General features: G+C 71.3%; 13 protein-coding genes. 4 read left to right on the top strand and 9 right to left on the bottom strand.

Annotated elements, in window-relative coordinates; genetic code table 11:
• Positions 1-56: 56 nt before the first annotated feature.
• Both P5P86_RS18580 and P5P86_RS18575 read right to left on the bottom strand, forming a co-directional pair.
• Positions 57-554, bottom strand: a complete 498-nt coding sequence (locus P5P86_RS18580) for a MarR family winged helix-turn-helix transcriptional regulator (RefSeq protein ID WP_280608932.1) — start codon at positions 552-554, stop codon at positions 57-59.
• Between the two features lie 9 nt (positions 555-563).
• Positions 564-1385: an acetoacetate decarboxylase family protein gene (locus P5P86_RS18575; protein WP_280608931.1), complete on the bottom strand. Its 822-nt coding sequence runs from the start codon at positions 1383-1385 to the stop codon at positions 564-566.
• Positions 1386-1517: 132 nt separating this feature from the next.
• Here P5P86_RS18575 and P5P86_RS18570 point away from each other — a divergent pair, with 132 nt between their 5' ends.
• The 4 genes from P5P86_RS18570 to P5P86_RS18555 all read left to right on the top strand — a co-directional run bounded on the left by P5P86_RS18570 (position 1518) and on the right by P5P86_RS18555 (position 7010).
• Positions 1518-2870 (top strand): glutamine synthetase family protein, encoded by a 1353-nt coding sequence (locus P5P86_RS18570; protein ID WP_280608930.1) that lies wholly within the window; start codon positions 1518-1520, stop codon positions 2868-2870.
• A gap of 42 nt (positions 2871-2912) precedes the next feature.
• Positions 2913-4190 (top strand): cytochrome P450, encoded by a 1278-nt coding sequence (locus P5P86_RS18565; protein ID WP_280608929.1) that lies wholly within the window; start codon positions 2913-2915, stop codon positions 4188-4190.
• Positions 4191-4368: 178 nt separating this feature from the next.
• Positions 4369-5865, top strand: a complete 1497-nt coding sequence (cls, locus tag P5P86_RS18560) for a cardiolipin synthase (protein ID WP_280608928.1) — start codon at positions 4369-4371, stop codon at positions 5863-5865.
• 47 nt (positions 5866-5912) lie between these two features.
• Positions 5913-7010 (top strand): hypothetical protein, encoded by a 1098-nt coding sequence (locus P5P86_RS18555; RefSeq protein ID WP_280608927.1) that lies wholly within the window; start codon positions 5913-5915, stop codon positions 7008-7010.
• A 15-nt stretch (positions 7011-7025) separates the two neighbouring features.
• Here the strand turns inward: P5P86_RS18555 and P5P86_RS18550 are convergent, their stop codons facing one another.
• The 7 genes from P5P86_RS18550 to fliF all read right to left on the bottom strand — a co-directional run bounded on the left by P5P86_RS18550 (position 7026) and on the right by fliF (position 14332).
• A complete protein-coding gene (locus P5P86_RS18550; RefSeq protein ID WP_280608926.1) occupies positions 7026-7736 on the bottom strand; it encodes a DedA family protein in 711 nt (236 codons plus the stop codon).
• A 66-nt stretch (positions 7737-7802) separates the two neighbouring features.
• Positions 7803-8774 carry a PDR/VanB family oxidoreductase gene (locus tag P5P86_RS18545; RefSeq protein ID WP_280608925.1) on the bottom strand — a complete coding sequence of 324 codons (972 nt, stop codon included), beginning with the start codon at positions 8772-8774 and terminating at the stop codon, positions 7803-7805.
• Between the two features lie 69 nt (positions 8775-8843).
• Positions 8844-9548 carry a type 1 glutamine amidotransferase gene (locus P5P86_RS18540; RefSeq protein WP_280608924.1) on the bottom strand — a complete coding sequence of 235 codons (705 nt, stop codon included), beginning with the start codon at positions 9546-9548 and terminating at the stop codon, positions 8844-8846.
• 66 nt (positions 9549-9614) lie between these two features.
• Positions 9615-10976, bottom strand: coding sequence for a FliI/YscN family ATPase (locus tag P5P86_RS18535; protein WP_280608923.1), 1362 nt, complete (start codon positions 10974-10976; stop codon positions 9615-9617).
• Entirely contained in the window at positions 10973-11716 is a 744-nt protein-coding gene (locus P5P86_RS18530; RefSeq protein WP_280608922.1) for a FliH/SctL family protein, read from the bottom strand. Before P5P86_RS18530 ends, P5P86_RS18535 begins: the two co-directional genes overlap by 4 nt.
• On the bottom strand, positions 11700-12728 hold the full coding sequence (gene fliG, locus P5P86_RS18525; RefSeq protein ID WP_280608921.1) for a flagellar motor switch protein FliG: 1029 nt from the start codon (positions 12726-12728) through the stop codon (positions 11700-11702). Before fliG ends, P5P86_RS18530 begins: the two co-directional genes overlap by 17 nt.
• Positions 12725-14332 carry a flagellar basal-body MS-ring/collar protein FliF gene (gene fliF / locus P5P86_RS18520; protein ID WP_280608920.1) on the bottom strand — a complete coding sequence of 536 codons (1608 nt, stop codon included), beginning with the start codon at positions 14330-14332 and terminating at the stop codon, positions 12725-12727. Before fliF ends, fliG begins: the two co-directional genes overlap by 4 nt.
• Positions 14333-14340 lie beyond the last annotated feature (8 nt).

Here is a 14340-nt window from a genome sequence, read left to right as displayed (position 1 = left end):
GGAGGGATGCGCGCACCAGGTGCGCACAACGCTCCACGATGAGCCGAGCGATGGCGTCAGTACCGCTCCGAGGACTCCACCAGCGTCCGCAGCGCGTCGGTCATCGTGTCGAGCTGTGCCTGGTCCAGGTCGGCGACCACCGTCGACTCGGTCTTGTTGAACTCCGGATAGATCTGCTCCATCAGCCGCACCCCCTCGGGGCTCAGCTTGAGGGTGACCAGCCGCCTGTCCACCGTGCTCGGGATGCGCTCGAGCAGGCCGCGGGAGATCAGCGTCTTGGAGACGCCGGTCAGGGTGCCCTTGCTGATGCCGACCGACTCGGCGACCTCGCGGGTCTCCATCGAGTCCCAGATCCACAGCGTCCACAGCACCAGGAACCCGGTCCAGGTCAGGTCGTTGGGCCGCAGCACGGCGTTGGTCAGCCGGCCCCGTACGGCGTTGGCGGCGCGATAGAGACTCAGCAGGGCGTGCGACGCGGTGAAGTCCAGCGGCAGGTGCTGGACTCGTTCGCGCGTCGCGCGCTCGACCTCGGCGAGCGAGTGCTGATCAGGCATGCACGCACCTTAGTTCGCTGGCACCCAGGAGCCGTCGGCGGTCTGCCGTGCCAGCGTGTTGCCGCCGTCCCAGATGACGCCGACCTGCCGGTAGTAGCCGCCGATGATCTCCTCGACGTGCAGGTCGGCGAGCTCCTCGGTCGGTGACTCGAACAGCTTGAGATCGACGTCGCCCGACCAGGCCGGGCCGGCCTCGAAGGAGGAGGCGCCCGAGGAGATGAGCTCGGCGTACGCGTCGCCGCCTCCGGCGATCGCCGGCAGGACCCGGTGGTGCGCCATCGGGTGCCCGTTGACGAAGCCGTTGGTCTCGGACTCCTCGCGCAGGGTCAGCACGACCTCCGCGAGCCGCCGGTCACCGGCGGCCAGCGAGGCGCCGAAGACCCCGCCGGGGCCGATCTGCGGGGCCGCCTGGCTGAAGGGGTGCGGGCGGGTCTGCCACATCGAGCCGAGCTTCTTGGGGTAGCCCTGGTGCAGGCCGCGGCCGATGGCGAAGTCCTTGTCGACCCAGATGTAGACGCAGCGCGAGTAGGTCACGCCGCCGAACGAGCACCGTACGACGACGAAGGCCTCCTTGTACTGCGAGCGGATCGGGTCGAGGAGCTCCTCGCGGCTGCTGGAGCAGGACTGCCAGTCGGCCCAGATCAGTGCGACGGCGCCCGGGTCCTCGGGGGCCAGTTCGAGCGGCTCGGGAAGCAGCGCCCTCACCTTGGCCGGATCGGTGCGGTACTCGACCGTGAGGAGGTCGCCGGAGTACTGCCACGGGGGCCGGGGGATCAGGGTCGCGCGGCCGGTCTCGGTGCGCGGGAAGAGGAAGCCGTTGAGCTCGGGCACAGTGCACTCCTGAGGATCGTTTGGATCCGTACGATACGAGAAGGCCGCTTCCCCCACAAGGGCGGAAGAGGGGGTTGTGTGGGCCGGGCCACACGATTATTGTTCGGACCCAAACGATTGGAAGGACATCTCGTGAGCCACTTCGACACGTCCGGTCTCCCGGGTACGCAGGACAAGCTGGCGACGGACGGCATCGACGTCGTACGTCTCGGCTACTCCGACATCATCGGCGTCGACCGTGGCCGCGACGTCCTGGCCAGTCACTTCGCCCGGACCGTCGGCGGCGGGGTGGCGTTCTGCAAGTCGGTCTACGCCACCACCCCACTCGGTGGCGTCGTCGACTTCGACGGTGGCATCTCGGCCGGCCTGCCCGACATCATCGCCTTCCCGGATCTGGCCACGCTCCAGCCGGTGCCGTGGGAGCCGGGCGTGGCGCACTGCATCGCCGACCTCTACAACGCCGACGGGACCCCGTCGCAGGAGAGCCCGCGCACCGTCCTGCGCCAGGTGGTGGCCCGGTTCGGCGAGCTCGGCCTGACGCCGATCGTGGGGCCGGAGCTGGAGTTCTACGTCCTGGAGCGCGACGCGGCGGCGGCCTCGGGATGGAAGCGGTACGGCGAGAGCTTCGGCCACGTCTACACCACCGGCCGCAAGGGCGACCCGGAGAACACCCTGCTGGAGTCGCTGCGCCACCTGGGCAACTACGGGCTGGACGTGGTGGCGGCCAACCACGAGTTCAGCTCGGGCCAGTACGAGATCAACATGTGGCACTCCGAGGCGCTCGATGCCGGCGACCGCGCGCATCGGTTCAAGGACGCGGTCAAGGAGCTGGCGCGACGTCGCGGCCAGCTGGCCACCTTCATGCCCAAGCCGTTCGACGACGAGGGCGGCTCGGGCTTCCACCTGCACTTCTCCGCCGTCGACGCGGACGGCGCATCGCTGTTCCACGACCCGAGCGCGCCCGACGGCCTCTCCGAGCTGTGCCGCCACGCCATCGGCGGCATCCTCGCGCATGCGCCGGCGATCGCCGCCGTGGCCAACCCGACGATCAACTCCTACAAGCGGTTCGGCCCCGACACCCTCGCGCCGTGGCTGATCGACTGGGGGCTGGACAACCGCAGCGCGATGCTGCGCATCCCGCCGGAGCGCGGCGCGGCCACCCGCCTCGAGCTGCGCCTGGGGGATGCCAGCGCGAACTCCTACCTCGCCATCGCGGGGATGCTCGCCGGCGCCCTGCTCGGCATCCGCAACAAGATCGAGCCGCCGGAGGCCCTGGTGGGCTACGGCTACGACCCGGAGCGCTCGCAGATGCTGCCGCAGAGCCTGGGCGAGGCCCTGGACGCCCTGGAGAAGGACGAGGAGGTCGGCGAGCTGCTGGGTGCGCCGTTCGTGAGCACCTTCCTGGCCTACAAGCGCGACGAGCTGCAGCGCTTCGGGGCGGCCGTGACCGACTGGGAGTTCCGCGAGTACGCCACCCACCTCTGACCTCCGACCCTCCGACCAGCTCCGTCGAAAAGGAACACGCTCATGCCCCGTCACGCCCCGGTCCCGCTCTCCGAGGTCGACCTCGCCGACATCGACGGCTTCGCCGACGAGCGCGGCTACGCCCAGTTCGACACCCTCCGGGCCGAGGCTCCGGTGCACTGGAACCCCGAGCCCGACGGCCAGGGCTTCTGGAACGTCACCCGCTACGAGGACGTGTGGACCGTCGACCGGGACCCGGAGACCTTCACCTCGACCAGGTTCGTCAACCTCGAGGACATCGACGACGACCTGGCCGACGCCCGCCGGTCGCTGCTGGAGACCGACGGTCAGCGCCACCAGGCGCTGCGCCACCTCATCCACCGCGAGTTCAGCCCGCGCAACCTGATGAAGAACTACGAGGCGTTCCTGCGCGAGCTGACCAAGCAGACCGTCGACCGGGCCTTCGCCGCCGCACGGGAGAACGACGGTGAGATCGACTTCGTCAAGCTGATCAGCGCCGACTTCCCGATCCAGGTGCTCGCGCGACTCCTCGACGTACCCTCCGAGCAGACCCCGCAGCTCATCGCCTGGGGCAACGAGATGGTGGCCAACACCGACCCCGACTACGCCAAGGTCCGGCTCGACGACCCGGAGTCGGAGAAGTACAAGCACCTGCCGTTCCGTTCGCCGACCGTGCTCGACGTGTGGGCCTACGGCAACGAGCTGCGCGAATCGCGCGTAGGCGGGGACGGCGGCGATCTGATCTCCATCCTGGCCAACAAGATGCCGCAGGACGGCGTACCGCTCTCGCAGCTGGACTTCAACAACTACTTCTCGCTGCTGGTCATCGCCGGCAACGAGACCACCCGGCACGCGATCAGCCAGTCGATGCTCGCCCTGCTCGAGCAGCGCGACCAGCTCGAGCTGCTGGCCGCCGACCCGGCCCTGATGGAGACCGGCGTGGAGGAGCTGCTGCGCTGGGCCTCGCCCGTCTACCACTTCCGGCGGACGGCCACGCGCGACGTCGAGCTCAACGGCACCGAGATCAAGGAGGGCGACAAGGTGGTGATGTGGTTCGCCTCGGGCAACCGCGACGAGCGCGTCTTCGCCGACCCCTACAAGCTCGACGTCACCCGCACCAACGTCGACCACATGACCTTCGGCAAGGGCAGCCCGCACCTGTGCCTGGGCAACAACCTGGCGCGGTTGGAGATCAAGCTGATGTTCCAGGAGCTGCTGCCGCGTCTCGCCGAGATCGAGCTGGTCGGCGACGTACGGCGGGTTCGCAGCAACTTCGTCAACGGGATCAAGGGCTTTCCGGTGCGGATCAGGGAGAACTGACCCCGCGGCGCCGCTTCGAGGCGCTGCATCCGACGTCGGTCACCACCCGACCCCGGTCCCTCTGTGGGCCGGGGTCGGGTGTTGATGCGGCTGTGCGGCTGGGACGGGGGCGTCGGGGGTACGGTGCGACACATCGTCGGCGTACGGACCGCCCGTCCGCTCTGCGCAAGGAACAGGGGTGGCCGCGTTGCCGAGCCTGCACGACCTGGTCGGGGCCATCGTCGTGGTCGGGGTGTTCGTCCTCGGGCTGCTCACCGCCGTCCGTGCGATCACCCGGCCCAACCGGGAGCCGGCGTCACGGATCGCCTGGGTGGCGGTGATCATGTGCCTGCCGGTGGTCGGGATCGTCGCCTACCTGTTCCTCGGCGAGACCAGCATCGGTCGCGAGCGCCTGGAGCGGCTGCGCCGGGCCGAGGAGCGGCTGGCCCACCCCGCCGGCTCCCCGGCGACGGTGTCCGACCGGGTGGACGCATCGGTCGCGGACCTGTGCTCCTCGATCAACGACTACCCGCCGGTGGCGGGGAACCGGGTGGTGCTGCTCGGTGACCCGGACGCGCCACCGGCATCGCCCGGCATCGACTCGAACCTCGCCGTCGACGCGCTGGTCGAGGCGATCGGCGGCGCGCGCGAGCACGTCCACATCAGCTTCTACATCTGGCTCGAGGACCACAACGGCGTCCGGGTCGCCGAGGCCGTGGCGGCGGCCGCTCGTCGCGGGGTGGTCTGCCGGGTGATGGCCGACGCGATGGGCTCGCGGGACTTCATCGGCGGCCGGCGCTGGGACGAGCTGCGCGAGGCAGGGGTCCAGCTGGTCTCGACACTGCAGGACATCCCGCGGCTGGGTCACTTCGCCCTGGGCCGGGTCGATCTGCGCAACCACCGCAAGATCGTGGTGATCGACAACCGGGTGGCGTTCTGCGGCAGCCAGAACTGCGCGGATCCCGAGTTCCGGGTCAAGCCGAAGTTCGCGCCCTGGGTCGACGTACTCCTGCGCTGCGAGGGACCGGTGGTCCGGCAGGCACAGCACCTGTTCCTCACCAGCTGGATCGCCGAGACCGGCGACGGCGAGGGCGCCGAGGAGCTCTACCCCCTGCCCGGTGCCGGGCCCGCGCCGGAGACCTTCGAGCCGGGCGTCGTCGCGCAGATGTTCGGCACCGGCCCCACGACGCACGGCAACGCGATGTCGGACGCGTTCGTCGCGACCCTGTACGCCGCCCAGCACGAGCTGATCATCACCACGCCGTACCTCGTCCCGGACGAGGCGATGCTGCGCGCGCTGTGCGCGGCGCCGCGGCGCGGCGTGGAGACGACCCTGATCGTCCCGGCCCGCAACGACTCGCCTCTGGTCGCCTCCGCCTCGCGCAGCACCTATCCGGACCTGCTCGCCTCCGGTGTGCGGGTCCACGAGTACCCGCTCGGTCTGCTGCACACCAAGTCGATCACCGTCGACCGCCGACTGGCGCTGGTCGGCTCGGCGAACATGGACCGGCGCAGCCTCGAGCTCAACTTCGAGAACAACCTGCTCCTCCTCGACCCCGCGCTCACCGAGGTGATCCGGCAGCGGCAGCTGGGCTACCTGTCCCAGTCGATCCCCGTCGAGGCCGGCGCCGCCGAACGCTCGTTCCGCCGCCGGCTGGTGGACAACGTCGTCGGGATGCTCTCCCCGCTCCTGTGAGCCCGTCGGGGTGGGCACGACGGCCGCCGACGCCTACCGTCGTGACCATGCGCCCCACGCCCCGGACCGGCCTGACGGTCCTGACCGGCCTGGTCCTGCTCCTGACCGGGGTTCTTGCACCCCCGGGCGCCGCCGCACCCCCGGGCGCCGCCGCGACCCCGGGCGCCGCCGCGACGCCGGACGGCTCGCGGGGTGCCGCGCCGGTGCCGGTGCCGAAGCAGGCGCACGCCGTCACCGGCAGGGCCACCCGGTACGTCGGCCACGGCACCGCTGCCAGCTGCACCTCCGCGGCGGTGGTGCGCGCCGTGGCGCGGGGCGGGCTGATCCGCTTCCGCTGTGCCGCCGCTCCGGTGACGATCCACATGACCGCGACCGCCAAGGTCGTCAACACCAGCCGCCGGGTGGTCCTCGACGGCGGCGGCAAGGTCACCCTCGACGGTGGCGGAAGACAGCGGATCCTCTACCTGAACACCTGCGATCCACAGCAGACGTGGACGACCTCGCACTGCCAGGACCAGGCGTCCCCGCATCTCGTGGTGCAGCACCTCACGCTCGCCCACGGGTTCAACGGGGATGACCTCGGTGCCGACGGCCAGGGTGGGGGCGGCGCCATCTATGCTCGCGGGGGTCGGCTGAAGATCGTCGACTCCACCTTCGTCGGCAACCGGTGCAGGACCTCGGGCCCCGATGTCGGTGGCGGCGCCGTCCGCGCCCTGAGCCAGTTCCGGGGGCGGCCGGTCTACGTCGTCGGCAGCACCTTCCGCAGGGGGCGGTGCAGCAACGGCGGGGCGCTGAGCAGCATCGGCGTCTCGTGGGCGATCTACAACAGCGTCTTCCGCAACGACAGCGCCGTCGGTCACGGCGCGAACCCGGCCCGGGCCGGCACGCCGGGGGGCGGCAGCGGCGGGGCGATCTACCTCGACGGCAACCACTTCACGCTCACCCTGGCCGGCACCCGGCTGGAGCACGACAGCGCGAACGAGGGCGGCGGCGCGGTGTTCTTCGTCAGCAACGACCGCACCGGCACCATGACCGTACGCCGCTCGACGCTGCGGTCGAACCCGAGCAGGGGCTTCGAGAACTATCCCGGCATCTTCTTCCTCGGGCACGGCCGGCCGCGCTTCACCCGCTCCATCGTCCGCTGAGAGCCGCGGGACCCGTCACGGGGCCGCCCGGTGCCGCCGTGCCTGGACGGCGACGAGCAGCACGGCGATCGCGATGGCCAGGTACGTCGAGTAGTGGTCGATGCGGTCGATCACGTCGACCGCCGGCCTGCCCACGGCGTACCCCAGCCCGACGATCGGTCCGACCCACAGCACGGTGCCGAGCAGGTCGAGGACCAGGAAGGTGCGCAGTCGCATCCCCGACAGGCCGGCGCCGACGTAGACCAGCACCGAGGGGACGGGCAGGTAGTAGGCGAGCACGACTGCCACCGGCCCGAACCGTTCGGCCAGCCGCTCGAACCGGGCGACGCGCGCGTCGCGTCGGGCGGCTCCCCGCGGGGACCGGTCGCCGCCCAGCACCAGGTGCAGGGCGCGGTCGCCCCACCGCCGGCCCGCCCACCAGAAGACCCAGTCGAACATCATCGTGCTGGGCACGCCGGCGAGCACTGCCCACCACAGCGGCAGCTCGCCCAGCCGGCTGTGCGCCCCGACCGTCACCTCGGCCAGCGTCGACCCGCCGACGATCTCGAGCAGCAACGGGTGCGACCCGATCAGCGCCGGGACGAGCGGCCACAGCGCCAGCGAGTAGACGACGCACAGGCCGATCAGCAGCGCGATCGCGACGTCGGTCCTCCCGGCGCCGTCGCCCCACGGCAGGGGCCCGCGGTGGGGCGCCTGCGGCTCCGGGTCGTCCGAGGCGAGCGTCATCGCCGTCGAGTCTTCCACCCGTGAGGTGACGACCCACCCGTCGAGCGCGTGCGCGGCGGCGGCGGATCAGGCGTCGAGCACCAGGCGGGGGCCCTTGCACCGGGAGACGCACACCATCATGCAGTCGTTGGCAGCCTTCTCCTCGGCGTCCAGCACGCTGTCGCGGTGGTCGACCTCACCCTCGACGACCATCTGCTCGCAGGTGCCGCAGGTGCCCTCCTGGCACGAGCTCAGCACGTGCAGGCCTGCCTCGCGCATCACCTCGAGCACGGTCTGGTCAGCGCCGACGGTCAGGGTCTTGCCGGAGCGCTCGAGCACGAGCTCGAAGGCCGTGTCGCCGGAGGTGTCGATGTCCAGGGCGTCGAAGCGCTCGAGGTGCAGCGCACCGACGGGCCAGCGCTCGCACTGCGCCTCCACCGCCTCGAGCAGCGGCTCGGGTCCGCAGCAGTAGACCAGGGTCCCGGCGGCAGGGGTGCTGAGGATGTGCGGCAGGTCCAGCAGGCCCTGCTCGTCCTGCGGCACCAGGTGGACGCGATCGCCGTACGCCGCCAGCAGATCGGTGAAGGCCATCGAGGAGGCCGTGCGGCCGCCGTAGTGCAGCGTCCAGTCGGCGCCGCGCGCCTCGGCCTGCGCGATCATCGGGATGATCGGGGTGATCCCGATGCCGCCGGCCAGGAAGACGTAGCGGGTGCTGGGCTTGAGTGCGAAGTGGTTGCGCGGTCCCCGGATGGCCACCTCGTGGCCGACGTCGAGCGCGTGGACGGCGAGGGAGCCGCCCCGGCTGTCGGGAGCGAGCAGCACGCCGACCTGGTAGGTGCTCAGGTCGGCCGGGTCCCCGCACAGGGAGTACTGCCGGACCAGGTCGTCCCCGAGGAGGAGGTCGATGTGCGCCCCGGGGGCCCACGCAGGGAGGTCCGAGCCGTCGCGCGCCCCGAGGGTGAGCAGGACGACGCCGTCAGCCGCCGGCTCGGCGGCGAGGACGACAGCGTCGATGTCCACCTCGGTCGGGGTGGGGGATTCGGCGAGTGCCTGACTCATGTGATGCCTCCAACACAAATCGTTTGTATCCGAACGATATGCCGAAAACCGGCCCAGGTCCAGAGCTGGTCAGGCGGTGGCGACCCGGTCGAGGAACGCGTCGACCAGCGCGGCGGCTCGCTGCTCGTTGCGCGCGGCCAGCAGCTCCGTCTCCTGCACGAGGCGCTCGGGATCGAAGCCTGCCGCGCGCGCACCCGCGTCGCCGCCGTTGTCGAGCCAGCCTGCCAGCGAGGAGGGTGTCAGCTCCGGATGGAACTGCACCGCCAGGTTGCGCCGCAGCACGAACGACTGCGGCGCGGCGGCGTTGCTCGCGACCGGCCGGGCCTCCGGCGGCGTCGTCCAGCGGTCGAAGTGCCACTGGAACCAGGGCCCGGACGCCACCAGCTCCTCGTCGGTGCTGGCCACGTCGGCCCAGCCGATCTCGGGCCGCTGGGCCCGCTGCACCGACCCGCCGTGGGCCTGGGCGAGCAGCTGGCCACCGAAGCAGATCCCCAGCACGGGTACGCCGGCGGCGTCGGCCGCCTGCACCTGCTTGATCTCGTCGTGCACCCAGGTGCCGATCGTCGCGTCGTCGTAGACCGACCAGGGAGCGCCGAGCACGACGACGGCGTCGTACGACGCGAAGTCCGGGAAGGCGGTCGTGACGGCCGGGGTCGCGTACTGCTCCGCACCGACGACGACGAAGTGCTCGAGCCGGTAGCCCCGGCGCTCGAGCTGGTCGCCGATCGGGCCGACGGGGGAGACGTGGTCGTGGGCAACGACGAGGGCGCGCATGGGCGTCATGCTAGCCGTTCATTTGGATCCAAACGAGAGGTCGCGACGAGAAACCTCCGGCGTACCTCACCGGGCGATCGAGGCCAGCTCCGCCCACGTCCGCTCGGTGGGCGACACCTCGTCCATCCGCTGCTGCAGGAAGCGCTCGATGTGCACCATCCGGGCGATGGCGGCGTCGGCCACCGGGTCCGAGCCGGTCACGTAGGCGCCGATCTCCACGAGCTCCTTCACGCCGCGGTACGCCGCGAGCATCCGGCGTGCCGACCTCGCGTCCTGCTGCTGCTCGGGCGTGCAGACGGCGGAGGTCAGTCGGGAGATCGACTCCAGCACGTCGATCGAGGGGAAGTGGCCCGAGGTGGCCAGCTCGCGGGAGAGCACCACGTGCCCGTCCAGGATCGAGCGCGCCGTGTCGCCGATCGGGTCCTGCAGGTCGTCGCCCTCGACGAGCACGGTGTAGAGCCCCGTGATCGAGCCCGACGGCGAGGTGCCGGCCCGCTCCAGCAGGCGGGGCATCAGGCCGAAGACCGACGGCGGATAGCCGCGCGTCGCCGGCGGCTCGCCTGCGGAGAGGCCGATCTCGCGCTGCGCCATCGCCACACGGGTCAGCGAGTCCATCATCAGCACGACGTGCTTGCCGGCGTCGCGGAACCACTCCGCGATGCGGGTGGCGACGAACGCCGAGCGCAACCGCTCCACCGCCGGTGCGTCCGAGGTGGCGACCACGACGACCGAGCGCGCCAGGCCCTCCGGGCCGAGGTCGTTCTCCAGGAACTCGCGCAGCTCGCGGCCGCGCTCGCCGACCAGCGCGATCACCGACACCTCCGCCTCGGTGCCGCGGGCGATCATCGAGAGCAGCGAGGACTTGCCGACGCCGGAGCCGGCCATGATGCCGATGCGCTGGCCGCGTCCGCAGGGCACGAGCGCGTCCAGGGCCCTGACGCCGAGACCCAGCGCCTCGGTGATCAGCGGCCGCTGCAGGGCGTTGGGGGTCTCGGCGTCCACGCTCACCGACTCCAGCCCGAGAGCCTCCAGCGGCGGGCCGCCGTCGATCGGCCGGCCGAGGCCGTCGAGCACCCGCCCGCGCAGGGCCTCGCCGACGAGCACCCTCAGCGGCCCACCGGTGTGCCGGACGTGATCGCCGATCCGGACGCCGTGCAGGGTGCCCAGGGGCAGGCAGACGGCGCCGTCGGTGCGCAGCGCGACGACCTCGGCGAGCAGGTGCCGCGCCGCGGACGGGACGGTGGGCGACCCACCGGCCACAGTTCTCGGCCGGTCCGGTGAGCGGTGCACCTCGACCAGGTCGCCGACCGCCACGGGCAACCCGGTCACGATCAGGTGCAGGCCGGCGAGCTCGACCACGGTGCCGAGCGTTCGGTGCCCGGCGGCCGCCAGGGCCCGCTCGCGCAGCTCGGGGGAGAGAGCCGTCACGCCAGCACCCGGCGGACCCGTTCGATCGCCTCGGCGATGCGCAGGTCGGCGACGGAGCCGTCGCACTCGACCAGCGCGTCGGCCCGGCCGAGCGACGGATCGGGGATCACGCTCAGGCCGGTGCCGCGCAGGGCGGCCACCGCGTCGGCGTCGGCGGTGGCCGGATGCAGCCGCACCGTGGCCACGCCGGTCTCGGGCAGCACCTGGAGCACGCGGCGGACCACGTCGGCGTCGTCGGCCACGGCGAGCTCACGCTCGACCAGCGTCGAGGTGAGCTCCCAGGCCAGGGTCGTCGCCTGCTCCTCGACCCGCGCCGAGAGCGCCACCAGCAGGTCGCGTACGTCGTCGGCGGCCTTGCCCAGCGCCGCGATCGCGGCGGCGTGCTCCTCGGCCCGGCGCTGCTCGGCCTCGGCGTTGCGGGCCGCCACCTCGCGGGCGACCGCCGCTGCCTCCTCGGCCACGGCGGCCTGGGCGGCACGGCTGCCCTGCGACCATCCCACCGAGTAGCCCTGGGCCTGCGCGGTCGACCGCACCTCGGCCGCGACCTGGCCCAGCAGGGACTCGGTCACGTGATCGCCGTGGCTGGTCCACGCTCCCGAGCGCAGCTCCGGCGTCGGCAGCGGGTCGAGCTCGCCCACCTCGTGGCGGGGGAGCACGGCCCCCTGGTGGGTCGCCCCGAGGGCGGGGCCGGCGTGCGCGAGCTGGCGCAGGGGGCCGGCCGCCTCAGACGACGAACTCATCTTCGTTCCCGCGCCGGACCATGATCTGGCCCTGCTCCTCCAGCTGGCGGATCGTGCGGATGACCGACTGCTGGGCCTCCTCGACCTGGGCCAGGCGCACGGCACCGAGCAGCTCGACCTCCTCGATGAGGTTCTCCGCCGCCCGCTCGGACAGGTTCGAGGTGATCTTGTTGCGCACGGCCTCGGAGACGCCCTTGAGGGCCAGCGCGAGGTCGCCGGCATCGACCTGGCGCAGCACCTGCTGCACCGAGCGGTCGTCGAGGCCGATGATGTCCTCGAACATGAACATCCGGCTCTTGACCTCGTCGGCCAGCTCGGGATCGAGCCCCTCGAGGCCCTCCACGATCTGGCGCTCGGTCGGACGGTCGGAGCGGTTGATCACGTTGACCAGCGAGTCCACGCCGCCGACGCGCGACATCTCGGCCGGCTGCAGCATCGAGGAGAGCTTGCGCTCCAGGATCGACTCGACCGTGCGGATGATGTCCGGGTTGGTGCGGTCCATCACCGCGATCCGGTGGGCGACGATCGCCTGCTGGTAGGACGGGAGCCCGGAGAGCAGCAGCGAGGCCTTGTCGGGCGTCATGTGCGCGAGTACCAGGGCGATCACCTGCGGGTGCTCGTCCGCGATGAACCCGCGCAGCTGTGCGGGGTCGGCGCGGTGCAGGAACTGGAAGGGCATCTGGACGGCGGCCGCATGCAGCCGCTCCATGATCTCCTTGGCCCGCTCGGCCCCCAGCGACTTCTCCAGCAGCGACTCGGCGAAGGCGAAGCCGCCCTGGCTGATGTGCGCGTGAGCGGTGGCCAGGTCGCGGAACTCGGTGAGCACCGACTCGGTCTCGGAGGAGGAGATCCGGTCGAGCCGTGCGATCTCGGCCGAGATCATCTCCACCTCGCCGTCGGTGAGGTGTTCCATCACCTGCGCGGCGCGCTCCTTGCCGAGCTGGATCAGCACGATCGCCGCCTTGCGCACGCCGATCTGCCCGAGTGCGCTCGGGGTGGGCATCAGTGTCATCGCGGTCGCTCCACAAGCCAGCCGCGCAGCAGCGTGGCGACGTCCTCAGGCTGGGAGTCCACCAGCTGGTTGAGCTCCTGGCGCAGGTTCTCCGCCTCGGTCTCCTCGGCAGCCTCCAGGGCGGCGACGGCCGGGTGGGAGACGGCCTCGATCGCGGCGGCGCGCGCCTCGGCATCGGCCCGGAGCTGCTCGACGACGTACGACGTGGCGTCCTCGCGGGCCTTGGCCCGGCGCCGGGAGCGGAGCCAGGCGAGCAGGATGATCAGCGCCACGACGGCGCCGATCCCGAGGTCGCGGTACAGCTTCATCCGCTTCGCGTGGTCGGCGGCCGCCTGGGCGGCGGCCAGCTCCTTGGCGGCGGCCGCGGCGGCCGTCTTGTTGAACGGCATCGTGGTGACGTCGATGGTGTCACCCCGAGCGGCGTTGATGCCGATGGAGCTGGAGATCAGCTGCTGCACCTGCGCCGGCGGGATGGTGCCGACGGCGGCTGAGTCCATCACGACGCCGACGTGGATGTTCTGCACGGCCCCGGGCGCTGTCACGATGTGCTGCCGGATCTGGTCGACGCCGTTGTCGGAGGTGGTGGACTCCTTCTTGTACGTCGAGTTGCCACCACTGGTCGTCGTGCTCGAGTCCATCTGGCCATCGGGGCCGACCACGCCGGAGGCGGCGGCGCTCGCGCCGCTGGCCGGACCGGAGTAGGTCTCGGTCGCCTTGCTGTCCGACAGCGAGGGCACTGTGGTGGCCTTGCCGTAGGTCAGGGTGTCGGTCGTCTTCTGGTCGTAGTTGAGGTTCGCCGTGACGTTGGCGGTGGCGTTGCCGACGCCGACGACCTTGTCGAGCACCTGCTGGACCTCGGACTGGATGTCGTTCTCGAAGTCCTCGGTCTGCTGGGACTGGGTGCTGGCGGCGCTGGTGCCATCGGCGTTGGCCGGCGCACTGAGCACGTTCCCGTTCTGGTCGGTGACGGTGACGTCGCCCGGGTCCAGGCCGTCGATGCTGGAGGCGACCAGGTGCACGACCGCCTGGACCTGCTGAGCGCTCAGCGTCGTCCCGGTCTCCAGCTGCAGCAGCACCGAGGCGGTGGTCGGGTCCTGCTGGTCGGAGAAGACCTGCTTCTGCGGGATCGCCAGGTGCACGACGGCTGTCTGGATGCCGGTCATCGCCTCGAGGGTCTTGTCGAGCTCACCCTCCATCGCACGCTTGAAGTCGGTCTGCTCCTGGAAGTCGCTGGTCGACAGGCTCTGGCTGTCGAGCAGGCCATAGCCGTCGGCGTCGCTGTTGCCGGCCGGCAGGTTCTTGCCCGAGAGCGAGATGCGGGTGGAGTAGACGGCGTTCTGCGGCACCTCGATGGTGGAGCCGTTGGCGGCCAGCTTGTACTTGACGCCCTCCTTGTTCAGCTCGTCGATCACCGAGGAGGCGTCCGAGCTCTGGAGGTTGGTGTACAGCGGCGCGTACGTGGGGGCCGACACCCACCGGAACACGAGGAAGGCGGCCAGCAGCAGTGCGCCGGAGCCGACGATCGCCACGGCCTTCTGGCCGTTGCTGAACTCGCCGAACGCGCGCCGGTAGCGCGTCAGGAGCTGGGTCAGGTTCTCTCTCACGGCTCAGC

The organism is Nocardioides sp. BP30, from assembly GCF_029873215.1.
Lineage (GTDB): Bacteria > Actinomycetota > Actinomycetes > Propionibacteriales > Nocardioidaceae > Nocardioides.
The sequence above is the reverse complement of the archived record's forward strand: the minus strand, read 5'-3'. Positions and strand labels throughout refer to the sequence as shown.